23 protein-coding genes are annotated in these 22,104 nt (G+C 67.3%); 5 read left to right on the plus strand and 18 right to left on the minus strand.

The window, feature by feature from the left end:
* The 3 genes from ACIQ7H_RS15865 to ACIQ7H_RS15875 form a co-directional block, all read right to left on the minus strand.
* On the minus strand, window positions 1-611 hold a 611-nt coding region (locus ACIQ7H_RS15865), incomplete at its 3' end, for a hypothetical protein (protein WP_395793229.1).
* Between the two features lie 96 nt (window positions 612-707).
* Window positions 708-1,433 (minus strand): glutamine amidotransferase, encoded by a 726-nt coding sequence (locus ACIQ7H_RS15870; RefSeq protein ID WP_395793231.1) that lies wholly within the window; start codon window positions 1,431-1,433, stop codon window positions 708-710.
* Entirely contained in the window at window positions 1,430-3,241 is a 1,812-nt protein-coding gene (locus tag ACIQ7H_RS15875; protein ID WP_395793233.1) for a GspE/PulE family protein, read from the minus strand. The genes ACIQ7H_RS15870 and ACIQ7H_RS15875 overlap by 4 nt, the downstream gene beginning before the upstream one ends.
* 90 nt (window positions 3,242-3,331) lie before the next feature.
* On the opposite strand from ACIQ7H_RS15875, the gene glyQ reads away from it, so the two are divergent.
* The 3 genes from glyQ to recQ all read left to right on the plus strand — a co-directional run bounded on the left by glyQ (window position 3,332) and on the right by recQ (window position 9,587).
* Window positions 3,332-4,297: a glycine--tRNA ligase subunit alpha gene (gene glyQ, locus ACIQ7H_RS15880; protein ID WP_395793235.1), complete on the plus strand. Its 966-nt coding sequence runs from the start codon at window positions 3,332-3,334 to the stop codon at window positions 4,295-4,297.
* Window positions 4,297-6,480: a glycine--tRNA ligase subunit beta gene (gene glyS / locus ACIQ7H_RS15885; protein WP_395793237.1), complete on the plus strand. Its 2,184-nt coding sequence runs from the start codon at window positions 4,297-4,299 to the stop codon at window positions 6,478-6,480. The genes glyQ and glyS overlap by 1 nt, the downstream gene beginning before the upstream one ends.
* A gap of 1,289 nt (window positions 6,481-7,769) precedes the next feature.
* Window positions 7,770-9,587, plus strand: coding sequence for a DNA helicase RecQ (gene recQ, locus ACIQ7H_RS15890; protein WP_395793239.1), 1,818 nt, complete (start codon window positions 7,770-7,772; stop codon window positions 9,585-9,587).
* A gap of 223 nt (window positions 9,588-9,810) precedes the next feature.
* Here the strand turns inward: recQ and ACIQ7H_RS15895 are convergent, their stop codons facing one another.
* The gene (locus tag ACIQ7H_RS15895; protein WP_395793241.1) at window positions 9,811-10,224 is read right to left on the minus strand and encodes a hypothetical protein; all 414 of its coding nucleotides are present in this window, start codon (window positions 10,222-10,224) and stop codon (window positions 9,811-9,813) included.
* Window positions 10,221-10,793, minus strand: coding sequence for an RNA polymerase sigma factor (locus tag ACIQ7H_RS15900; RefSeq protein ID WP_395793243.1), 573 nt, complete (start codon window positions 10,791-10,793; stop codon window positions 10,221-10,223). The genes ACIQ7H_RS15895 and ACIQ7H_RS15900 overlap by 4 nt, the downstream gene beginning before the upstream one ends.
* Window positions 10,794-10,924: 131 nt before the next feature.
* On the opposite strand from ACIQ7H_RS15900, the gene ACIQ7H_RS15905 reads away from it, so the two are divergent.
* The gene (locus ACIQ7H_RS15905; RefSeq protein ID WP_395793245.1) at window positions 10,925-11,251 is read left to right on the plus strand and encodes a DUF6249 domain-containing protein; all 327 of its coding nucleotides are present in this window, start codon (window positions 10,925-10,927) and stop codon (window positions 11,249-11,251) included.
* A gap of 231 nt (window positions 11,252-11,482) precedes the next feature.
* Here the strand turns inward: ACIQ7H_RS15905 and ptsP are convergent, their stop codons facing one another.
* The 13 genes from ptsP to ACIQ7H_RS15970 all read right to left on the minus strand — a co-directional run bounded on the left by ptsP (window position 11,483) and on the right by ACIQ7H_RS15970 (window position 21,732).
* On the minus strand, window positions 11,483-13,198 hold the full coding sequence (ptsP, locus tag ACIQ7H_RS15910) for a phosphoenolpyruvate--protein phosphotransferase (protein WP_395793247.1): 1,716 nt from the start codon (window positions 13,196-13,198) through the stop codon (window positions 11,483-11,485).
* The gene (locus tag ACIQ7H_RS15915; RefSeq protein WP_395793249.1) at window positions 13,198-13,467 is read right to left on the minus strand and encodes an HPr family phosphocarrier protein; all 270 of its coding nucleotides are present in this window, start codon (window positions 13,465-13,467) and stop codon (window positions 13,198-13,200) included. The genes ptsP and ACIQ7H_RS15915 overlap by 1 nt, the downstream gene beginning before the upstream one ends.
* The gene (locus tag ACIQ7H_RS15920) at window positions 13,460-13,852 is read right to left on the minus strand and encodes a PTS sugar transporter subunit IIA (RefSeq protein WP_395793251.1); all 393 of its coding nucleotides are present in this window, start codon (window positions 13,850-13,852) and stop codon (window positions 13,460-13,462) included. Before ACIQ7H_RS15920 ends, ACIQ7H_RS15915 begins: the two co-directional genes overlap by 8 nt.
* A gap of 67 nt (window positions 13,853-13,919) precedes the next feature.
* Window positions 13,920-14,819 (minus strand): RNase adapter RapZ, encoded by a 900-nt coding sequence (rapZ, locus tag ACIQ7H_RS15925; RefSeq protein WP_395793253.1) that lies wholly within the window; start codon window positions 14,817-14,819, stop codon window positions 13,920-13,922.
* Entirely contained in the window at window positions 14,816-15,766 is a 951-nt protein-coding gene (gene hprK, locus ACIQ7H_RS15930; RefSeq protein WP_395793255.1) for an HPr(Ser) kinase/phosphatase, read from the minus strand. Before hprK ends, rapZ begins: the two co-directional genes overlap by 4 nt.
* Before the next feature lie 20 nt (window positions 15,767-15,786).
* Complete coding sequence (ptsN, locus tag ACIQ7H_RS15935) at window positions 15,787-16,257, minus strand: PTS IIA-like nitrogen regulatory protein PtsN (RefSeq protein WP_395793257.1); 471 nt, start codon at window positions 16,255-16,257, stop codon at window positions 15,787-15,789.
* A gap of 65 nt (window positions 16,258-16,322) precedes the next feature.
* Window positions 16,323-16,649 (minus strand): ribosome hibernation-promoting factor, HPF/YfiA family, encoded by a 327-nt coding sequence (gene hpf, locus ACIQ7H_RS15940; protein ID WP_395793259.1) that lies wholly within the window; start codon window positions 16,647-16,649, stop codon window positions 16,323-16,325.
* A gap of 216 nt (window positions 16,650-16,865) precedes the next feature.
* Window positions 16,866-18,341: an RNA polymerase factor sigma-54 gene (locus ACIQ7H_RS15945; RefSeq protein WP_395793261.1), complete on the minus strand. Its 1,476-nt coding sequence runs from the start codon at window positions 18,339-18,341 to the stop codon at window positions 16,866-16,868.
* On the minus strand, window positions 18,341-19,060 hold the full coding sequence (lptB, locus tag ACIQ7H_RS15950) for an LPS export ABC transporter ATP-binding protein (RefSeq protein WP_395793263.1): 720 nt from the start codon (window positions 19,058-19,060) through the stop codon (window positions 18,341-18,343). Before lptB ends, ACIQ7H_RS15945 begins: the two co-directional genes overlap by 1 nt.
* The gene (lptA, locus tag ACIQ7H_RS15955; RefSeq protein WP_395793265.1) at window positions 19,060-19,590 is read right to left on the minus strand and encodes a lipopolysaccharide transport periplasmic protein LptA; all 531 of its coding nucleotides are present in this window, start codon (window positions 19,588-19,590) and stop codon (window positions 19,060-19,062) included. The genes lptB and lptA overlap by 1 nt, the downstream gene beginning before the upstream one ends.
* Window positions 19,571-20,137 carry an LPS export ABC transporter periplasmic protein LptC gene (gene lptC / locus ACIQ7H_RS15960; protein ID WP_395793267.1) on the minus strand — a complete coding sequence of 189 codons (567 nt, stop codon included), beginning with the start codon at window positions 20,135-20,137 and terminating at the stop codon, window positions 19,571-19,573. Before lptC ends, lptA begins: the two co-directional genes overlap by 20 nt.
* Window positions 20,138-20,165: 28 nt before the next feature.
* Window positions 20,166-20,717 carry a KdsC family phosphatase gene (locus tag ACIQ7H_RS15965; protein WP_395793298.1) on the minus strand — a complete coding sequence of 184 codons (552 nt, stop codon included), beginning with the start codon at window positions 20,715-20,717 and terminating at the stop codon, window positions 20,166-20,168.
* Window positions 20,710-21,732, minus strand: a complete 1,023-nt coding sequence (locus ACIQ7H_RS15970) for a KpsF/GutQ family sugar-phosphate isomerase (RefSeq protein ID WP_395793269.1) — start codon at window positions 21,730-21,732, stop codon at window positions 20,710-20,712. Before ACIQ7H_RS15970 ends, ACIQ7H_RS15965 begins: the two co-directional genes overlap by 8 nt.
* A gap of 127 nt (window positions 21,733-21,859) precedes the next feature.
* On the opposite strand from ACIQ7H_RS15970, the gene ACIQ7H_RS15975 reads away from it, so the two are divergent.
* A complete protein-coding gene (locus tag ACIQ7H_RS15975) occupies window positions 21,860-22,099 on the plus strand; it encodes a BolA family protein (protein WP_395793271.1) in 240 nt (79 codons plus the stop codon).
* The last annotated feature ends 5 nt before the right edge of the window (window positions 22,100-22,104 follow it).

Consider the following 22,104-nt stretch of genomic DNA (forward strand, 5'->3'; position numbering starts at 1 on the left):
ACTGCCGACCACGCGCAACCGCGACATCGACAGCTTGCTGCCGATCGAGGGCTGGGCGCCGATCTGCAACTGAGGCTCAGCACGGCGAGTGGGGAAGCGGTAGGTGGCTTGGGCGGACGCATACAGAACAGCAGCGCGGCCGCCGCCAGCGCCAGCGGCAGCATCAGCAGGACAAGGGTCACCAGTCCGCCGGCGCCGAACAGGGTGACCAAGTCCATCGTGGGCTGGATGTCCTGGCCGCCCGACACCGCCATCGCGCCGACGCTGATCACGATCATCACGCCCAGCACGATGAAGGCGAACATCAGGCCCACCCCCGGCAGACACAGCGCGATCAGCTGACCGGCCTTGCCCGGCAGCTGGAAACCGGTCAGCAGCTGATTGAAATCCGCCGCCACGCCGCTGTGCTGCGCGCGAGCCGCGCTTGCAATGCCGGCGTAGAACACCGGGCCGACGATCAGCAGCACCAGCGCACCCAGCAGAGGCAGCATCGCGAGGGCCGTCATCGCAAGGCCCATCAACAGGAAGGGCACGGGGTTGGCGAGCAGCAGCCCGATCGCGCCGCTGACCCATTGGACGGCATTGCCGGGCGGAACGCGCCTGAATGTCATTGAGTGGACCTTGTGCAGCGGTGCGGTGGGAAGGCGGCTGGTGGAATCAGACCGCTGTGCAAATCGACGATCGGCGCATCAGTGGAGGTGGGCGCGCTACAGATGCCGCTGGCGCGCGTGCCGCACGAAGCGGCGCAGCACATCGCGCGCCTGCGGTGCGGGACGGACGCTGCGACCCAGCTCAAGGTGACACTGCCCCTCGCGATTCAACTCGTTGCGTCGCGCCTGGATGTAACCGCGCATCATCGTCGCGCTGAACTCGGGATGGAACTGCACGCCCCAGACCTGCTCGCCAACCCGGAACGCCTGACAGTCGTCCAGCGCGGACTGCGCCAGCACGGTGGCGTCCTTGGGCGGCGCCAGCACGCTCTGCAGATGAGTGGTGTGCGCGGGCAGCTGGGTCGGCAGGCCACGGAACAGCGGGTCGTGCGCCGCCGAGGGTTTCAGCGCCACCGGCACGGTGCCCATTTCGCGGCCGCGCGGGTTGTAGCCGACCTCGCCGCCGAAGGCGTGCGCCAGCAGCTGATGGCCGTAGCAGATCCCGAACAGCGGCAGGCCGTCGGCGGCGGCAGCACGCAGCCAGTCGGCGCTGCGTTCGCTCCAGGGGTGGCGCTCGGTCACCATCGCGGCCGAGCCGGTGATCAGTACACCTGCATAGCGATCGTGGCGCGGCAGCGGTGCATCGTCGACGACCGGGCAGATCGCGGTATCGCGCGCGGACAGCCCCGCGGCCACGCGGATCCAGTGCGAGAAAGGGCCGAGCCGACGCAGGCTCGCGATCGGGCGGCCGGTCTCGATGATCAGAAAGGGCAGGGTATTCATAGCTCGGGCGGCAGGACGGTCTGGGCTTCTTCGATGGTGGTCAGGCCCGAGGTCACATGCGCGGCGGCGGCGCAGCGCAGCGGGCTCATGCCCTGGTCCTGGGCCAGACGGGTGAAGGCGGCAAGGTCCATGTCGGGGCGGATGCGCGCGCTCAGCTCCGGCGACAGCACCAGCATTTCGTACAGACCGATGCGGCCCAGATAGCCCGTATTGCGGCACTCCAGGCAGCCGACCGGTGCGCAGATCTGCGCAGGCTGCGGCAGCGGATGACGGCCAACCAGGCCGCGCCATGCGGCGGGATCCGGCGGCGCTTCGCGCTTGCAGTGCGGACACAGGGTGCGCACCAGCCGCTGTGCCAGCACGCCGTTCAGGGTCGACTGGATCAGGTAGTAGGGCACGCCGAGATCAAGCAGGCGAGTGATCGCGGAGGCGGCGTCATTGGTGTGCAGGGTCGACAGCACCAGATGCCCGGTCAGGGAGGCCTGCACCGCCATCTGCGCGGTTTCGAGATCCCGGATCTCGCCGATCATGATGATGTCGGGGTCCTGCCGCAGCAGGGTGCGCACGCCGGAGGCGAAATCGAGGTCGATCGCCTGATGCACCTGCATCTGGTTGAAGTCGGGCGCGATCATTTCGATCGGGTCCTCGACCGTGCACACGTTGACGTCGGAGGTGGCCAGCCGCTTCAGGGTCGAGTACAGGGTGGTGGTCTTGCCCGAACCAGTCGGGCCGGTGACCAGCACGATGCCGTGCGGGCGGGTGGTGAGGTCGGTCCAGGCGGCCGACTCATCGGCCGAGAAGCCGAGTGCCTCGACCGATTTCAGCGCGGTGTCGGGGTCGAAGATGCGCATCACGCACTTCTCGCCGAAAGCGGTTGGCATGGTCGACAGGCGCATTTCGACTTCGCGACCACCGGGCGAGCGGGTCTTGATGCGGCCGTCCTGCGGACGTCGCTTTTCGGCGACGTCCATCCGGCCCAGCACCTTGATCCGGCTGACCACCGCGACCATGACCGGCGTCGGCAGCTCGAACACCTTGTGCAGCACGCCGTCGATGCGGAAGCGCACCCGCGACAGCTCGCGCCGTGGCTCCAAGTGGATGTCCGAGGCGCGCTGCTCGTAGGCGTACTGCAGCAGCCAGTCAACTATGTGGACGATGTGGCGATCATCTGCGCCGACTTCGCCGCTGGCGCCGAGCTCGACCAGCTGCTCGAAGCTCGGCAGGGTGGTCGCCGGCTGGTCGTCATTCGCGTTCTTGGCCCGCCGCACCGAACGGGTGACGCCGAAGAACTCCATCGTGTATCGATGGATATCGAGCGGGTTCGACACCTTCAGCTCGATTTCGCGGCGCAGGATGTGGCGGATGTCCTCCAGCCAGCGCGTGTCCATCGGCTCGCTGGTGGCGATTACCGCCTTCTCGGGGCTGACCTCCACCGGCAGGATGCGGAACCGCTGCGCATAGGCATGCGAGAACAGGCCAGTGACGCCGGCGACGTCGATCTTGGTCGGGTCGATGCGCAGATAGGGCACCTTGCTGGCGTCGGCCAGCCACTGGGTCAGGCGCTCCAGGCTGAGTTCGGTGCCGGCCTTGTCGTGGCTGGCGAGCTTCAGGTTGGCCAGCAGCACCAGCGGATGCACCTCGATCAGCGACTTGCCCGACTTGGCCGCGCCGCGTGCGCGCAGCGCCTCCTTGGCGTCGATGACCCCGTCTTCCTGCAGCAGGGCCAGCACGCTGTCCAGACCCAGCCGCCCCAAGGGCAGGCGCGGCGCTTCGGGTCGCGGATGGGCAGGGCGGCGAACGTGGCTCATGCGGGCTTGACCTGTGTGCTGGCCGCGGTCTCGGGCCACTCAAATGCAGCCGCTATACTAGCGCGCTTGCCCGCACAGACCCGGTGAACCATGACGGCTGAAGCCGCGAAACTGCTCACATTCCAGGAACTCATCCAGCGTCTGAACGCCTATTGGGCGGCCCAGGGCTGCGTGCTGATCCAGCCGCTCGATCTCGAGGTCGGCGCAGGCACCTTCCACCCGGCCACCTTCCTGCGCGCGCTCGGACCCGAGCCCTGGAACGCGGCCTATGTGCAGCCCTCGCGCCGCCCCACCGACGGCCGCTACGGCGAGAACCCGAACCGTCTGCAGCATTACTACCAGTACCAGGTGGTGATGAAGCCCAACCCCGACAACATCGTCGAGCTGTATTTCGACTCGCTGAAAGCACTCGGCGTCGACCCGCTGGTGCACGACCTGCGCCTGGTCGAAGACAACTGGGAATCCCCCACCCTGGGCGCCTGGGGCCTGGGCTGGGAGGTCTGGTTGAACGGTATGGAGGTCACCCAGTTCACCTACTTCCAGCAGGCCGGCGGGCTGGAATGTCGGCCGGTGACCGGCGAAATCACCTACGGCCTTGAGCGCCTGTGCATGTACCTGCAGAACTGCGACAACGTCTACGACCTGATCTGGACCGAAGGGCCGCAGGGCAAGGTGACCTATGGCGATGTTTTCCTGCAGAACGAACGCGAGCAGAGCGCTTACAACTTCGAGCATGCCGACGTGGCGGAACTCTTCCACCGCTTCGACGCCTGCGAGGCCGAGGCCCTGAAGCTGGTTGAAGCCGGTCTGCCGCTGCCGGCCTATGACCAGGTCTGCAAGGCCAGCCACAGCTTCAACCTGCTCGACGCCCGTCGCGCGATCTCGGTCACCGAGCGTCAGCGCTACATCCTGCGCGTGCGCAACCTGTCCAAGGCGGTCGCCGAGAGCTACCACGCCCAGCGCGAGAAGCTCGGCTTTCCGGTGCTGAAGGGCGAAGCCGAACGCGCGAAGCTCGGGCTTGCGCCACTCGGCACCGCTGGCAAGGAGGCCGCGTGATGAGCACTGCTGACATCAACTCCAGTGCACTGCTGATCGAACTCGGCACCGAAGAGCTGCCCGTCAAGGCGCTGCCCGAACTCGCCGCCGCGTTTGCGTCTGGCGTGGTCGCCGGCCTCGCCAAGCGCGGCGTCGCCCACGGCGCCGCACGCAGCCTTTACAGCGCGCGCCGGTTGGCCGTGCTGGTCGAGGCCGTCGCCACCGAGCAGCCCGAGCAGCGCTCGGAAGTGTTGGGGCCGTATCTCAACATCGGCCTCGATGCTGATGGCAATCCGACCCCGGCGCTGAAGGGTTTCGCGCAGAAGAACGGCGTCGAGTGGAGCGCGCTTGAGCGCATCACCGACAACAAGGGCGAGCGCTTCGTCGCCCGCGCGATCAAGCCCGGCGCGCGCACTGCCGACCTGCTGAACGAGGTGCTGGCAGACACGCTGAAGGGCATGCCGATTCCGAAGCCGATGCGCTGGGGCAGCCACGACTACGGTTTCGCCCGTCCCGCGCATTGGCTGGTGGTTCTGCTGGGTGACGAAGTGGTGCCGGCCGCAACGCTCGGCCTCAACTCCGACCGCATGAGCCGCGGCCACCGCTTCCACCACGCCAAGCCCGTCTGGATCGCCAGACCTGAGGACTACATCGAAGCCCTGCGCGCCGCCAAGGTTCTGGTCGATGCCGACGAACGCCGCGAGCGCATCCGCAGCTTGGTGAACGAGGCCGCGCAGGCGGTGGGCGGCGTGGCCCGCATCGACGCCGGCATTCTCGAAGAAGTGCAGTGCCTGAACGAATGGCCCAGTCCGATCACCTGCAGCTTCGAGCCCGACTTCCTGCGCGTACCGCAGGAAGCCCTGATCGCCACCATGGAAGCCAACCAGAAGTTCTTCCCGGTGCTCGACCCCGCCGGGAAACTCACCGAGCACTTCATCGGTATCGCCAACATCGAGTCGAAAGATCCGGCTGAAGTCCGCAAGGGCTACGAGCGGGTGATCCGCCCGCGCTTCGCCGACGCCAAGTTCTTCTTCGACGAGGATCTGAAGCAGGGTCTCGCTTCGATGAACGAGGGCCTGAAGACGGTGACCTACCAGCAGAAGCTGGGCAGCTATGCCGACAAGGTCGCGCGCATCGCCACGCTTGCACGTCAGCTGGCGCCTTCCTTTGGCGTTGATCCCGAGCTCGCCGCGCGCGCCGCGCGCTACTGCAAGGCAGACCTGCAATCGCGCATGGTCGGCGAGTTTCCTGAGCTGCAGGGCATTGCCGGGCGCTACTACGCCGCTGCCGCCGGAGAGCCCGCAGAGCTGGCCGCTGCGCTGGACGAGGTCTACATGCCGCGCTTCGCGGGTGATGCGATCGCGCCGTCGAAGCTGGGTCAACTGCTGGCGGTTGCCGAGCGGCTGGATACGCTGGCGGGTGGGTTTGCTGCGGGGCTCAAGCCGACCGGCAACAAGGATCCGTTTGCGTTGCGCAGGAATGCGTTGGGGTTGGCGCGGACGTTGGTGGAAGGCGCAGTCGATGCTTCGTTGTTGGATGCGCTGCGCGAGACTGGCGAGGTTTTGCGCCGAGATCGTGAGAATGCGGCGGTGGGCCTCACAGTGGCGGCAATGAAGGAGGCCGATGCGCAAGGGATCGACGTCAAGTCGGCCCCAGTGATCGGATTGTCTGTCGATGCAACTAAGCTTGCTTCCGAGCTGTACGACTTCATCTTCGACCGCCTCCGCGGCTACTACGCAGACCAGGGCGTACCCGCCCAGCAGTTCGAAGCCGTGCTTGAACTCAAGCCCGCCTCACTGACCGACTTCGACGCCCGCCTGAAGGCCATCGCCGAATTCGCCCAGCTGCCCGAAGCCGCCGCACTCGCCGCGGCCAACAAGCGCATCCGCAATATTCTGCGCAAGAACGAAGCCGAGCTGCCGGCGACGGTCGATGAGGCCCTGTTCGAAGGCGAGCCCGAGCACGCGCTGCATGCGGCGATCGAAGCGGCGATAGCCGCGACCGATCCGCTGCTGGCCAGCCGCGACTATGTCGGCGTGCTGCGTCGCTTGGCCGAGCTGCGGCCGCAGGTTGATGCCTTCTTCGATGCGGTGATGGTGATGGCCGACGACCTGGCCGTGCGGGGCAATCGCCTGGCCTTGCTCAAGCGGCTGTCGGATCGCTTTCTGGCGGTGGCGGATGTGTCGCAGCTGGCGGCAGGCTAAGTGGGAGCACGCTGCGTTACCGATCCCATAGGGTGGGTCTTGACCCACCGGTGCCGTGCTGCGGTCTCTGGATGGCTTGTTTCGGCGCTTGGTGGGTATCGGCGTGAAGATCAAGAGCAAGAGCTTTCGGTCAGCCCTTCGGGCTGGCCGAGTCACTTTCTCTTGCTTGCCCAAGAGAAAGTAACCAAAGAGAAGGGCACCCCACGTCCGCGCCCTACGTGCATCTTGCACTCCGGGTACGCGGGAGACGGTCGGGGTTTTCGGACAGGCCATCCTTGGCCTGTCGAAAACCTTGGCCGCATCCCTGCGGCCAACCCTTCAGGCGATTCGCCCGCCTCCCGCCGCTCCCCAGGGGCCCCGGGTAGAGCGCGGGCGTCGTGCCCGCAAGAGCAGACGCTTGCTGGGGTGGGGATTGAGGGTGCCACTTTGGGTCGGGATCTGGATGTGCGGTTTGAGGGCGTGCGGATTGAGGTTGGCGACTTGGATTCGCCCTGGCGGTCTGCTCGGCCGTTTGCTTTCGCTTCGCGCCCCAACTGCGCCGCGTCCCGAAACCTCTCGTGGCACGTAGGTTGGGCCAAGCGCAGCGCGGCCCAACATCGCGGACTTCGAACTCGCGGCTTGTGTGGTGACCGACTGCGCTCCGCCCAACCTACACAGGCGCTCCGGGCCGACATTTGCAGCCAGTCCAATAATCACGCGCTCCCGCTCCCGCTCCCGTTCCCGTTCCCGTTCCCGTTCCCGTTCCCGTTCCCGCTCCCGGTCCCGTTCCCGTTCCCGTTCCCGTTCCCGTTCCCGTTCCCGTGCCGGCTTCGGCTTCGCTCCAGCTTCTGCGGGCAGGAAGCCCGCGCTCTACCCGGGGCCCCTGGGGAGCGGCGGGAGGCGGTCGAATCGCCCGTAGGGTCGCCGGCAGGGATGCCGGCGAGGTTCGTGACAGTGCAGGGATGCACTGTCCACGAACCCCGACCGCCTCACGCGAACCCGGAGCGCATGGATGCGCGCAGGGCGCGGACGAGGGGTGGCCTTCTCTTTGGTTACTTTCTCTTGGCCACTCAAGAGAAAGTGACTCGGGTGGCCCGCAGGGCCGACCGAAAGCTCTGGCTCTCGCTCTCGCTTTCGCCGCAGCAACCGCAACCGCTGCAGCAGTTGCAGCCGCGAATCTGCCAGAGCCGAGCACCACTGGTCGCCAAAGGTTGGAGCCCGCGCTCCGCCCCGCCCTCACCCCAACCCCTCTCCCACGGGGAGAGGGGCTCCAATCGCGCGCCCATCCGCGCGAGCGGCGCGAAACCCCTATGACCGACCGCCTCCACGACACCCTGAAAACCGTCTTCGGCCACACCCAGTTCCGCGGCCCGCAGCAGGCCATCGTCGAGCATCTGGTGGCCGGCAAGGACTGCCTGGTGCTGATGCCCACCGGCGGCGGCAAGTCGCTGTGCTATCAGCTGCCGGCTCTGTTGCGTGATGGAGTCGGCGTGGTGATCTCGCCGCTGATCGCGCTGATGCAGGACCAAGTCGAAGCGCTGCGCCAGCTCGGCGTGCGCGCCGCGTTTCTGAACTCCAGCCTCGACAGCGACACCGCTGCGGGCGTCGAGATGGATCTGCTCAACGGTCAGCTCGATCTGCTCTATGTCGCGCCGGAGCGCCTGCTGACCGGGCGTTTTCTGAACCTGCTCAGTAGGGTGCAGGTCGGCCTGTTCGCGATCGACGAGGCGCACTGCGTGTCGCAGTGGGGTCACGATTTCCGCCCGGAGTATCGCGAGCTGAACCTGCTGCACGAGCGCTGGCCCGACGTGCCGCGGATCGCGCTGACCGCCACCGCTGACCCGCCGACTCAGCGCGAGATCGTCGAGCGTCTGGGCCTCAATGATGCGAAGCAGTTCGTCACCAGTTTCGACCGCGCCAACATCCGCTATCGCATCGCCTACAAGCAGAACGCCAAGCGCCAACTCGGCGATTTCATCGATCGCCACCGCGGCGAAACCGGCATCGTCTATGCGATGACCCGCAAGCGCGTGGAGGAGACCGCCGAGGCGCTGCAGGGCGCGGGCTTCAACGCCTTGCCCTACCACGCCGGCATTGACGCCTCGATCCGCGCGACCAACCTGCGCCGCTTCCTGCGTGAGGACGGGATCGTGATGGTGGCGACGATCGCGTTCGGCATGGGCATCGACAAGCCGGACGTGCGCTTTGTCGCCCATATCGATCTGCCGCGCTCGATGGAAGGCTATTACCAGGAGACCGGTCGCGCCGGCCGCGACGGTGCGCCGGCCGAGGCCTGGCTGCTGTATGGCCTGGGCGATGTGGTGAACCAGGCGCAGATGATCGAGCGCTCGGAGTCGTCCGATGAGCGCAAACGCGTCGAGCGTCGCAAGCTGGATCAATTGCTGGGTTTCTGCGAGTCGGTGCGCTGCCGTCGACAGGTGCTGCTGGAGGGCTTTGGTGAGCTCTATCCGAAACCCTGCGGCAACTGCGACAACTGCCTGGAACCGGCCGACACCTGGGACGGCACGGTCGCGGTGCAGAAGGCGCTGTCGTGCATCTACCGCACCGGGCAGCGGTTCGGAGTCGGGCATCTGATCGACGTGCTGCGCGGCGCTGACCACGAGCGCATCCGCCAGCACGGCCATGCGAATCTGGGCGTGTATGGACTCGGCCGCGATCTCGATGAATCCAGCTGGCGCAGCGTGTATCGGCAGATTCTGGCCGCGGGCCTGGCGGTGATCGATATCGACGGTTTCGGCGCGCTGCGCCTCACCGATGCCAGCCGCGCGGTGCTGCGCGGCGAGCAGCCGATTCGTCTGCGTCGCGACCCCGAAGTGGTGAAGGGCAAGCGTGGCGCCAAGCCCGGCACCGCACGGCGCGGACCAAGCGCGATCGAGTTTGCCGACCCCGATACCGAATCGCGTTTCCTGGCGCTGCGCGAGCTGCGCTCGAAACTCGCGCGCGAACAGAACGTTCCGGCCTACGTGATCTTTCACGACAGCACCCTGCAGGCGATCGCCGAATCCGACCCGCAGGACATGGACGAACTAGGCGAGATCGCGGGCCTCGGCGCGCGCAAGCTCGATCGCTACGGCGAGGCGGTGCTGCAGGCGCTGGCGGAGCTGTAGGGCTGGTTTCGGCGTTTCCGCTTCCTCGGGGCCTGAGGCGCGCAGATGCTTCTCGACGCGCCGTGATCCGGCGATAAGCCAACAGATTCGATCGAAGCGGGCGTGCTGCAAAGGGCCTGTCGCGAACAACCTGTCGCAGCGGGTGAACCGCAGTAACGCCGACTTCGTTCTCGCGCCAGACAGCGGCGATCAGACGCCGGTGCGGCCCGAGCGTGTCTGCCGCTCAGCCAGCCCGCTCAGCACCGCAGCCAGCCCGATTCCAGCCGTGCCCAGCAGCGCCCAGCAGCGCCCAGGACGCGCTGGCTTCCGGCAGCGCAGGCAGGGTGAGGTTCAGACCTTGGGTCAGTTCGGCCAACACCGGCAGGCCATAGAACGCCGCCAGCAGGCCTCCGGCGCACAGCACCAGGCTGAGCAGGCCGAGTTCGAAGCGGTCTTCCGCGCTGGAGCGCTGCGCGCGGCGTTCCAGGGTCTGCATGAAGTCGGCAGGCAGCATCGGCGCGGGAGCATCGGCGGCAGCGCGGGCCATCGCGCGATACAGCGGGTCCGCGCTGCCCTCGCTGCGCGCGCGCTCCTGCCGCTGCCACTCGGCATCGATACGGGGATCGGTTGGCGTACGGGAATTCGGCGAAGTGCTCATGCGGCTTCTCCTACCGCCTCCAGCATCGCCTCACGCAGGCGCAGCCGAATGCGGAACAGCAGGTTCTTGATCGTGCCTTCCGGGCGCTCGGTGATCCGGGCGATCTCGCCGATCGACAGCTCGTCGGCATGGTAAAGCGTCAACACAGTGCGCTGCAGCGGCGGCAGTTGCTCAATCAGGCGCTGCGCGTGCTGCATCAGGTCGGCCTCGGCGAACTCGCCTTCCAGATCGGCGCCATCGCTGATGTGCGCAAACGGGTCGTTGTCATTCTCGCTCTCGAAGCCAGGGCCCTGCGCCAGCGGCAGCGACTTCTTTTCAAGGAAACGCGCGCCGACGGTGAAGGCGATCCGCCCGACCCAGCTCGACAGCGCGCAGTCGAAGCGGAACTGGTCGAGCTTGCGGTACACGCGCAGAAAGCTCTCCTGGCACAGGTCCTGGGTGTCATCCGGGTTGCGCACCATCCGCTGCAGGATGTGCCAGACCAAGCCCTTGTGCGCATCAACCAGGCGATTGAAGCCGCCGGGGCGGTTGCGCAGGACGTCTTCAACCAGGGTGTGGTCATCGCTCATGCGGCATAGAGATACGCTCTTCGTCGCCGCGGTTGCAGTCGAATCATTTTCGTCGAGGTGCAACCGCCGTCGCCGCCGCCGGATCTCTCTTCCCCAAGGCAGGCATGGAGCCTGTCGCACGGAGAACCACCATGGATTTCACACTGCTCGTCCCGATCAGCCTGTTCGTCTGCATCGCCTACGTCATCAAGAGCATCATGGATGCCCGCGTCCGTCGCCGCATCGTCGAATCGTCGGCGTCGGAATCGCTGGTGAAGTCGCTGATCGAGGCCGACGAGCTGGCCCGCCGCACCTCGGCGCTGAAGTGGGGCCTGGTGCTGACCTCGCTGGGCGCTGGCTTTGGCCTGATCGAATGGCTGAAGCTGGAGGCCGATCGCCCCGGCACCTTTGGCCTGATGTTCGTCGCGGCCGGCATCGGCATGCTGGCCTACCACCTGCTGACCCAGCGCCGCAGCTGAGCTGACCGGCTGCGGAGGCTGCCATGGACCTGTTGGATCAACCGGCCCGGCGGACCGAACTGGCTCTGACCTGCGCCCTTATGTTGAGCGTCCTGCAGTGCGTGCCCGCGGCACGTGCCGCACTGCAGGCGAGGGTAGCGGGGTCGTATTGGGCGATGACGGCAGTGACGCCGTTCGTGCAGGCTGGCGAGGACTGCAACGCCACGAGACGTAACGAACCCGTGGTCGCCGCTACAGCCCCGCCACAATCGCCTCGATGCCCGCCCGATCCTGCGCTCGCAGCAGGCGTGCGCAGCGCTTTTTGAGCTCGCCGAGGTCGCTGTCGCGGATTACTCGGCGAACTTCCAGCAGGTGCGCCGGATGCAGGCTGAACTCGGTCAGGCCTAGCGCCAGCAGCAGGCGTGTGTAGGCGATATCGCCGGCCATTTCGCCGCAGATCGAGGTCGAGATGGCGCGCTTGTTGCCGTATTGCAGGATCTCGCGCAGCACCCGCAGCACGGCCGGATGCAGCGGGCTGCTGTGGGCGGCGACCGCGTCGTTGCCGCGGTCGATGGCCAACAGGTACTGGACCAGATCATTGGTGCCGATCGACAGGAACTCGATGCCGCGGGTGATGCTGCCCAGGGCCAGCGCGGCGGCGGGCACTTCGATCATTACGCCAAGCGCGACTTTGTCGGCGACCGCGTGGCCTTCGGCGGCGAGTTCGGCGGTGCAGCGGTCGATCAGGCGGCGGACCTGCAGCACCTCTTCGCGGAAGCCGACCATCGGCACCAGGATATTGACCTTGCCGTAAGCCGAAGCGCGCAGCAGGGCGCGGATCTGGCTGCGGAACAGGCCGGGCTGGGCAAGCGACAGTCGCACCCCGCGCAGGCCCAGGGCCGGGTTGGGCTCATGCGACAGAGCGATGCCGGCGCGGTCGGCCTTGTCGGCGCCGAGGTCGAGTGTGCGCAGGGTGACCGGCCGCCCGCGCATGCCCATCACCAGGTCGCGGTAGACCAGAAACTGGGACTCTTCATCCGGCGGCTCGCGAGCCTGCATGAACAGGAATTCGGTGCGGTACAGGCCGATGCCGGAGGCGCCGAGTTCATAGGCGCGAATCACGTCCTCGCGCGATTCGGCGTTGGCCAGCAGGCGGATCTGGGCGCCATCGCGGGTCACGGTTTCGGCGTCGCGCAGCTTGTGCAGGACGCGGCGTTCGCGCACGTTGTCGCGCTGCAGGCGCTTGAACCGGCGCAGGTCGTCGGCGTCGGGCTCGATGATGATCTCGCCGGTGTGACCGTCGATCAGCAGGGCATCGCCATCGTTGATCTGGGCGAGTGCCTCGTGCGCACCGACGATCAGCGGCAGCTGCAGGCCGCGCGCGAGGATGGCGCTGTGCGACAGCGCACTGCCGGCGCCGGTGATCACCGCCACCACGCCGCGCTCGGTCAGGTGGGAAAGTTCGGCCGGGGCGATGGTGTCGGTGACCAGAACTTCGCCGGCCACGCCGGGTGTTGCGCTGATCGGGCTGCGATGCAGGGCGGCCCAAACCCGCCCGATGACGTGCTCGACGTCTTCGCGGCGGCTGCGCATGTAGGGGTCGTCGATGGCGTCGAAGACCGCCACCAGACGATCGCGCTGCAGCTTCAGCGCGTAGTCGGCCGAGAACAGCGCGGTGCGGATCAGATCGTCCAGGCCCAGCACCAGTTCGGGATCGTCCAGGATCAACTGGTGCAGGTCGAGAAACTCGCCGAGCTCGTGCGCCAGCGCGCCCTGCACCTGCTGGCGCATCAGCATCAGCTCGTTGCGGGCGGTTTCGATGGCGGTGTGCAGACGCTCGATCTCGGCATCGGCGGCGCCGGCGGGGATATTCTCCTCGCGCACCTCGTGCATCTGCGGTTCCCGCACGTGCGCACGACCCAGCGCGAGACCGCGCGAAGCCGGCTGACCGTGCAGGACCAGACGCATCAGGCATCCTCGTCGAAGCGGCGGGCGAACAGGTCTTCGGCGGCGGCCAGGGCCTGGGCTTCGTCCGGGCCGTCGACGCGCAGGACCACCGTGCTGCCCTGGGCGGCGGCCAGCAGCATCACGCCCATGATGCTTTTGGCATTGACCTCGCGGCCGCGGCCAATCAGGAACGCATTGCACTTGAAGCTGCCCAGCAGCTGCACGAGCTTGGCTGACGCGCGCGCGTGCAGGCCGAGCCGGTTCACCACGGTGAGTTCGCGCTCAAGCATTGCCGTTCACCACTCCAGTGCGGGCGCCAAGGACAGCGGTGGCTGCCAGCGCATCCAGGGTCTGCTCGGGATAGTTCAACACGCGCAGCAGCATCGGCAGGCTCAGCCCGGACACCCGCCGCACCTGCACGGGGGTCTGCTCCAGCCGCGCGCCGAGATTGCTCGGCGAAGCGCCGTAGAGGTCGGTCAGGATCAATACGCCGCCGCCGTTGTCGAGCCGGTCCAGGGTGCCACGCGCGCGCAGCGAGAACTCGTCCATCGGCGCATCGAAGGGCACTTCCAACACTTCGAGGGGCAGGGTCGGGTTGCCGATCACCTTCTGCACCACCGCGCGCAGCGCGATGCCGATGCCCGGGTGAGTCAGCAGCAGAACTCCAACGGCCATCAGTGCCCGCCCCCCGGCCGCGCGCAGGAACGCTTCGAATCCTCACTGCCCACTATGCAATCCCGCATCACTCGATCTCCCTGTGAAAGGTCACCACCTGCTCGCGGCCATGTCGCCGCAGATGGGCGGCGACGGTCTCGGCGCAGTACACCGAGCGATGACGGCCGCCGGTGCAGCCGAAGGCGACGGTGACGTAGCTGCGGCTGTCGCTCTCGAAGCGGGGCAGCCAGGTGTCGAGGAAGCGCAGCACCTGGTCGAGGTAGTCGCGCACCAGCGGCTGTTCGTCCAGATGCCTGGCGACTGCGGCATCGCGCCCGGACAGCGGCCGCAGCGCCGGCATCCAGTGCGGGTTGGGCAGGCAGCGCACGTCGAATACGAAGTCGGCATCGGCCGGCAGGCCGTTCTTGTAGGCGAAGGACTCCAGCAGGATCGACAGTCCGGTGGCGGCATCGATGGCGATCTCGGTGGTGATCTTGCGCCGCAGCTGGTGGACGTTGAGTTCGCTGCTGTCGATGACCACGTCAGCCAGCGCAACCAGTGGGCGCAGCATCTCGCGCTCATGCGCGATCGCCTCGGCCAAGGGCAGGCCGCCGCGGCTCAGCGGGTGGCGGCGCCGGGTTTCGTTGAAGCGCCGGATCAGCACATCGTCGCGAGTGTCCAGAAACACCAGTCGATAGGGGTAGCCTTCGGCGCCGATCTCGGCCAGCGAGATCGGCAGCGAGGCGAGGTCCTGCTCGCGGTTGCGGACATCGATACCCACCGCCAGCCGGGCGTGGCGACGATTGCCGCCGACCACGCTGCGCACGAAGTCGGGCAGCAGCTCGGCCGGTAGATTGTCGGCGCAGTAGTAGTCGAGGTCTTCGAGCGTGCGCAGGGCGACGCTCTTGCCGGACCCGGACAGGCCGCTCACCACGAGGACGGGTGGCAGGCTGTCGGAGCCGGGCGGGGTGTTCTCTTCGCTGCTCATGGGTCGAGTCTGCGCATCTGGTGGGCCTGGCGGTCCATGAAAGTCTGCGCCGGATCGGCGCCCTTGGCCTTGAGGATATGCGATCGCACCGCCGCTTCCACCAGCACGGCGAGGTTGCGGCCCACCGCCACCGGCAGGGTGATCTGTGGCACTTCGATATCGAGCACCGTGCGGCTGCTGCGGTCGCCGTACAGTCGGTCCATGCGGTAGGGCTGCAGTTCTGGGTCGTAGCGTTCGAGGTGGACGATCAGGCGCAGGTATTTGTTGCCCTTGACCGAGGTATCGCCAAACATCTCGCGCACGTTGAGGATGCCCAGCCCGCGGACTTCGATCAGGTCCTGCAGCAGTTCGGGGCAGGTGCCGTCGACCACGTCCGGCGCGATCTGGGTGAACTCCGGCGCGTCGTCCGCCACCAGCCGGTGGCCGCGCGTGATCAGTTCCAGTGCGAGCTCGCTCTTGCCGAGACCGGATTCACCGGTGATCAGCACGCCGATCGAATAGACCTCCATGAACACGCCGTGCAGTGTCTGGCTGCGCGCCAGCGCGCGGGCGAGGTGGTACTGGAAATAGGTCAGCAGTTCGTGGCCGCGCCGCGGTGAGATCCACAGCGGGATGTCGGCTTCGTTGCAGGCGTCACGCAGATCGGGCGGCGCCTGCTGGTCGCGGCTGATCACCAGGGCCAGCGGGCCGGCGTGGGTGATCTTGGCCAGGGTTTCCCAGCGCTGGCGCGAATCCAGACCATCCAGGTACGCCAGCTCCTCGGCGCCGATGATCTGCACCTTGTTGGCGTGGATGGTGTTGAGATAGCCGGCCAGCGAAGGTCGGCGCGACAGATTCTCACCCGGCTCGATCTCGCGCCGTTCGCCGCGCTGGCCGCCGATCCAGCGAAGGCCCAGGCGAGCCTGCAGTTGATCGAACAGCTCGCGTGCACTGATGCGGGCGTCCATCGGCGTCCGCCCGGCGGGGCTCAGGCGGCTGCGTGGGTGAGCTGCCAGTCCGCCAGAAGGGCGTACAGGCTGGCGGCGTCGGAAGCGTTGCGAAGCTGCAGGCAGAACCCGGCATCGCCGAACATTTCGGCGAGCTGCGACAGCAACACCAGGTGCTGGTGGCTGAAGTGCTCAGGCACAGCGAGAGCGAACACCAGGTCGACCGGAGCGCCGTCGATCGCACTGAAATCGATGCCATCCGACAGCCGCACGAAGGCACCGATGGCATTGCTCAGGCCGGGCGTCCGACCGTGCGGAATGGCCACACCGTGGCCGAGCCCGGTCGAGCCAAGCCTTTCGCGCGCAAACAGGCTGTCGAAGATGGCTCGCTCGCAGGCTTCACCCTGGCCTTCAGCCAGTGTGGTCGCCAGCGTTTCGAGCAGGCGCTTCTTGCTGGTAGCGCTGACGCCGGTGGCGGTGCGGCTGGGCGTCAGTAGATCAATCAGGAGCATGAGGAAACCGGCCTGGGGGAGGCGCTACCGCCAGCCCGTAGGCTGGCGGCAAGGTGAGGGTCGAACTAGCCGAAGCTGCCGTTGCGCGAAGGTGCTTCGCCGCGGTGGTGATCGGTCACTTTTTCCTTGTGCTTGATCACTTGGCGATCGAGCTTGTCCGCCAGCAGATCGATGGCGGCGTACATGGATTCGGCGGTCGACTCGGCGTGGATGCTGCGGCCGGCGGTATGCACCGTCGCCTCCGCCTTGTGGACGAGCTTGTCGACCGACAGAATCGCGTGGACATCCAACAAGTGGTCAAAGTGGCGCTCAAGGCGCGCCAGCTTGGTTTCGACATACTCGCGCAGGGCGGCGGTGACATCGATCTGGTGACCACTGATCTCGATCCGCATGGCTGAACCTCCTTGGTGGAACGTCAGGTAAAGCCCACACGCCGCACGTTCCGACAGCGTAGGGCAGGTGGCGGCGCAATCTGCGTCGCCGTTGAGAGCGGCATGCAATTGCCGCTCCACTTCATCAGGACATGGGGCGCGCGCCAGGTCAGGTCAAGCACCTGCAAGCGCGGGCGCGGGACTGGGAAGCGGGGGGCGGGGCAGGTCATGTGGGTCTCAGCTTACCCGCTGGCGCTCGTTGGAAGACGGGATGTTCATGGCTTCACGATATTTTGCCACCGTCCGTCGGGCCACCGTGATGCCCTCGGCCTGCAGCAGGTCGGCCAGACGCGCGTCCGACAGCGGCTTGCGCGGCGCTTCGGCGTCGATCAGGCGCTTGATCATCGCCTGGATCGCCGTGCTCGATGCACTGCCGCCGTCCACGGTGGAAACACCGGATGAGAAAAAGTGCTTGAACTCGAACGTGCCGCGCGGGGTATGCAGGTACTTGCGCGTGGTGACCCGCGAAATCGTCGACTCGTGCAGTTCGAGCTCCTCGGCGACCTCGCGCAGCACCAGCGGGCGCATCGCCTCGGGGCCGTGCTCGAGGAACGCACTCTGCTGGCGGACGATGCAGTCGGCCACGCGCAGGATGGTGTCGGCGCGGGTCTCCAGGCTGCGGATCAGCCAGCGCGCCTCCTGCAGCTGGCCGCGCAGATAGGTGGCATCACCGCGTGCGGCAACCCCGATCATGGCTTCGTACTGACGATTGATGCCAAGTTTTGGCAGGCAGCCGGCCGCCAGGCTGACCCGCCACACGCCGCCGTGGCGGAAGACGTAAGCATCCGGGCTGACGTACTCGACCTGTTCGGCGCTGACCTGCGCGCCGGGCTTGGGGTCCATCCGCTTCAGCAGTGCAACCGCAGCGTTGACCAGGTCCGGGTCGAGCTTCAGCTGCTGGGCAAGCTTGGCTGTGCCCAGTCGGGCCAGATCTTCCAGGTGATGCTGGACGAGCTTCAGCGCCAGCGCCTTGGTCGGGCTGTCGTCCTCCAGTGCGCGCAGCTGCACGCCCAGGCATTCAGAGAGCGAGCGCGCGCCGACCCCGAGCGGATCGAAATGCTGGATCTGGTGCAGCACGGCCTGAATCTCGTCGAGATTGGCCTCGATCTCCGGCAACAGGGTCGACTGCACCTCGTGCAGATCGACCTGCAGATAGCCGTCGTCGCCGATCGCGTCGATCAGAGCGCGGCCGATCGCGCAGTCGCGCGGCGACAGCGGCGACAGCGCCAGCTGCCACAGCAGATGGTCGTGCAGATCTTCGGTGGCGGCGCCCTGCAGGGTCTCCAGGCGCTCTTCGCTGTCGCCCGAGCTGCTGCTGCCGCTGGAGATTTCGTGGTCCCAGTCGGGCTCGTAGTCGAGCAGACTGTCGACCAGTTCGGTGCTTTCGCTGCCGTCGGCGTTGTCGCTGCTCTCGACGATCTCGCTGCGCTCCTCGCCGCCGGCACCCTCATTGGCCTCGGCCGCCGCGACGTTCTCGCCGCCGGGCAGGGGTTCGGCGTCTTCTTCGCGCTCGAGCAGCGGGTTGCTTTCGAGCGCAACGTTAATCTCGGTGTCGAGCTCCATTGTCGACATCTGCAGCAGACGGATCGCCTGCCGCAACTGCGGGGTCAGCGTCAGCTGCTGACCCATCCGAAGCTGGAGGATGGGCTTCATCACATCCGGAAACCGTCGCCGAGGTACACCCGGCGCACATCGGGGTTCTCGAGCACCGCGGCCGGGCTGCCTTCGGCCAACACGGCGCCATCGTTGAGGATGTAGGCGCGATCGCAGATGCCGAGCGTCTCGCGCACGTTGTGGTCGGTGATCAGCACGCCAATTCCGCGGGACTTCAGGTGTTTGACGATCCGCTGGATTTCTCCGACCGAGATCGGATCGACGCCGGCGAAAGGTTCGTCCAGCAGCATCAGCCGCGGTTTGGCCGCCAGCGCGCGGGCGATTTCAACCCGCCGCCGCTCGCCGCCGGACAGGCTGGCCCCAAGTTGGTCGGCGACATGACTGATCTGCAGCTCTTCCAGCAGCCGGGCGAGTTCGTCGGCCCGCGCGCGCGCCGGCAGGTCGGCGCGCAGCTCCAGCACGGTCAGGATGTTGTCGGAAACGCTCAGGCGTCGAAAAACTGAGGCCTCCTGCGGCAGATAGCCGACACCGAGCCGCGCGCGCGCATGCATGGGCAGAGCGGTGATGTCTTTGCCATCGAGTTTGATGCTGCCGCCATCGGCCGGCACCAGGCCGACGATCATGTAGAAGCAGGTGGTCTTGCCGGCGCCGTTCGGGCCGAGCAGTCCGACCACTTCGCCGGGCTTGAGCCCGAATGAGAAATCGCGCACCACTTCGCGCTCGCGGTAGCGCTTGCGCAGATTGCGGGCGACCAGCATCAAGGTGTGCCCGCCGGTGCGGCGGTGCGGGGCTCGATGCGCATGCGGATGCGGCCATCGGTGCCGGCGCCGTCTGCGCGCAGACGGCCGCTGGCGAGGTCATAGGTGACGCGCTCGCCGCGCAGCATGCCCTGCGGCTGGTCGACCTCGACCCCGCCCTCCAGCAGAACCTCGTTCGACTGCGGGCTGTAGGTCACCTTGCGTGCGCGAACATTGATCGGCGCGCCGGCGTCGTCGATCTGCTTCATCACTGCCGGCGTGCCGTCGAACACCACCCGCGAAACCTCGCCCTGGACGCGGGTGAGCACGGCGGTGTCGGCGGCGATGTCGAGGGTGCCCTGGCGAATGCTGACCTGGCCGCTCAGGCGTACATCGCCGTCTTCCGCGAGCGTGCCTTCGATGTTCTGGGCGTCGAGCTCGACCGCCTGCAGACGGTCGGAGCTGGCAGCTTCCGCGCGCAGGCCAAGGCCGCAGCCGAGGGCGAGCAGCAGGGTCGCCGCCAGGGTGAACTCAGCGCGTGGGAGGCTCATAGCGTGCGGTCACCTGATCAAGTAGTTGGAAGCGGCGGCTGTCGAGATCGGCTTCGAGCCCGATGCCGCGGAGTATAAAACCGGGCCCGCTGACGGTCACCGCCAGTGTGCTGCTCATGGTCCGCAGGCGCGGGAACAGATCCAGGCGTTCGGTGCCGATGTGTGCGGCGCCCTGTGACTGCGGCGGCGCCTGCACGCTGACGTCGCGCAGCAGGCGCAGCTCGGCACCGTCGGCACTGACCCAGGCCGACTGCGAGCGTACTTCCCATTGCCCGCCCTTGGGGTCGGGCAGGCTGAACTCGGGCGCGGTGACTTCGAGTGTGCCGGCCTGCGGATGCCGCGCCAGGCGCGGGCCGCGCGCAGCGAAGGATTCCTTGCCGAGCTCGTCGAGTGCGATCAGCGAAAAATCGGTCAGCAGATAATCCGAGCGTGGCGGGCCGGTCAATTCGGTCAGCGGCGGTGGTTCGCGCAGCAGCCAGGCCAGCCAGCCGGTGGTGGTGGCCGCCAGCAGCAGGGCGAGGATGGCGAGGATCTGATTGCGGTTCATGCGCAGCGGCCACTGCTGGCGTAGATGCTCATGCCGGTGCGAAGCGCGCGAGCACGTCAGCGCTGCGGCCCTGGGCCTCGATCACGAAGTCGCAAAACTCGCGCACCGCGCCGGCGCCACCGCGGGCCTGGGTCAGCCAATCGACCCGCTGCGACACCCAGGCGTGCGCATTGGCCGGAGCCACGCAGAAACCAGCCACGGCCATCGCTGCGAGGTCAGGCAGGTCGTCACCCATGAAGGCCGCCGCCTGAGGTGCGATGCGCAGGCTCGCGCACAGCGCCGACAGCGCCGCGCCTTTGTCGTGGCTGCCCTGGATCACATGACGGATGCCGAGATCGGCCGCGCGCCGTGCCACCAGCGGGCTGGTGCGGGCGGTGATCAATGCGATCTCGATGCCGATGCCGGCCAGCAGTTTCAGGCCTTGGCCGTCATGCACATCGAAGCTCTTCAGTTCGCGGCCGTCATCGCTGAACAACAGACGCCCGTCGGTCAACGTGCCGTCGACGTCGAACGCCGCCAGGCGCAGACCGGCGGCGCGGGCGCGAGCGTCCGTGGTGCTGAGGTGGTGGCCCTCAGACAACACGGGCGCGCAACAGGTCGTGGATATTGAGTGCGCCGACCACGCGCTGCTCGTTGTCGACCACCACCAGCGCGCTGATCTTGTAGGACTCCATCAGGCGTGCGGCTTCCACCGCCAGCTTCTCGGCGCCGATGGTTTTCGGGTTCGAGCACATCGCCGATTCAACCGCCGTGCCGCGCAGATCGAAGCTGTGATCGTCCAGCGCGCGACGCAGATCGCCGTCGGTGAACACCCCCAGCAGGCGATTGTCGGCGTCGACCACGGCAGTCATGCCGAGGCGCTTGCGGCTCATCTCGACCAACGCGTCGCTGAGCGACGCACCGGCCGTGACCCGCGGCACATCGGCGCCGCTGTGCATGATGTCGCCAATGTGCAGCAGCAGGCGGCGGCCGAGGCTGCCGGCCGGGTGCGAGCGGGCGAAATCCTCGGCGGTGAAGCCGCGCGCTTCGAGCAGGGCCACTGCCAGCGCATCGCCCATCACCAGTGCAGCGGTGGTGCTGGAGGTCGGCGCCAGGCCGAGCGGGCAGGCTTCCGCCGGCACGGTGACATCCAGATGCACATCGGCCAGGCGGGCGAGGGTGGAGTCGGGCCGGCCGGTCATCGCGATCACCGGGTTGCCCTGTCGGCGCAGCACCGGAAGGATGGTCAGCAGTTCGTCGGCTTCGCCCGAATTGGACAGGGCGATCACCACATCGGCATCGGTGATCATGCCCAGATCGCCGTGGCTGGCCTCGCCCGGATGCACGTAGAAGGCGGGCGTGCCGGTGGAGGCAAGCGTGGCGGCGATCTTGCGCGCGATGTGGCCGGACTTGCCCATCCCGCTGCACACCACCCGGCCCGAGCAGGCATACATCAGCCGGCAGGCGGCCACGAAGTGCGCATCGATGCGCGAGTGCAGGGCGTTGATCGCGTCGGCTTCGACGCTGATCACCGCACTGCCGCTGCGGATCAGGGCGTCTGCGCTCAGGCCAGCAGAGTCGCGCGGGCCGGGCAGGGGATGAACCTGTGCATTCATTCGGTAGGGGCTCACTGCGGGGCGACCCTGGGGCGGCCCGGCTTTTGCTTTAGAATTGCCGGCCATTCTATACGCAGCCCCGCTCCGGGGCCGCCGCGGCCGAACAGCCGTGCAGCCAAGCCTGCCCATGACCCCTGAAACCATCCGTGAACTGATCGAAGCCGGTCTGCCCGGCGCCCGTGCCCTCGTCCAAGGCGACGACGGCGTCCACTTCGAAGCCCTTGTGATCTGCGAAGCCTTCGCCGGCAAGCTGCCGCTGGCCCGCCACCGGATGGTCTACGCCACCCTGGGCGAGCTGATGGGCGGTGCGATTCACGCGCTGTCGCTGAAAACCCAGACCCCGGCTGAAGCCGGCCAGGTGGGCTGAGCGCG

Origin of the sequence: Aquimonas sp., from assembly GCF_044377145.1 — a bacterium.
In the GTDB taxonomy this organism is placed as follows: domain Bacteria; phylum Pseudomonadota; class Gammaproteobacteria; order Xanthomonadales; family Xanthomonadaceae; genus Aquimonas.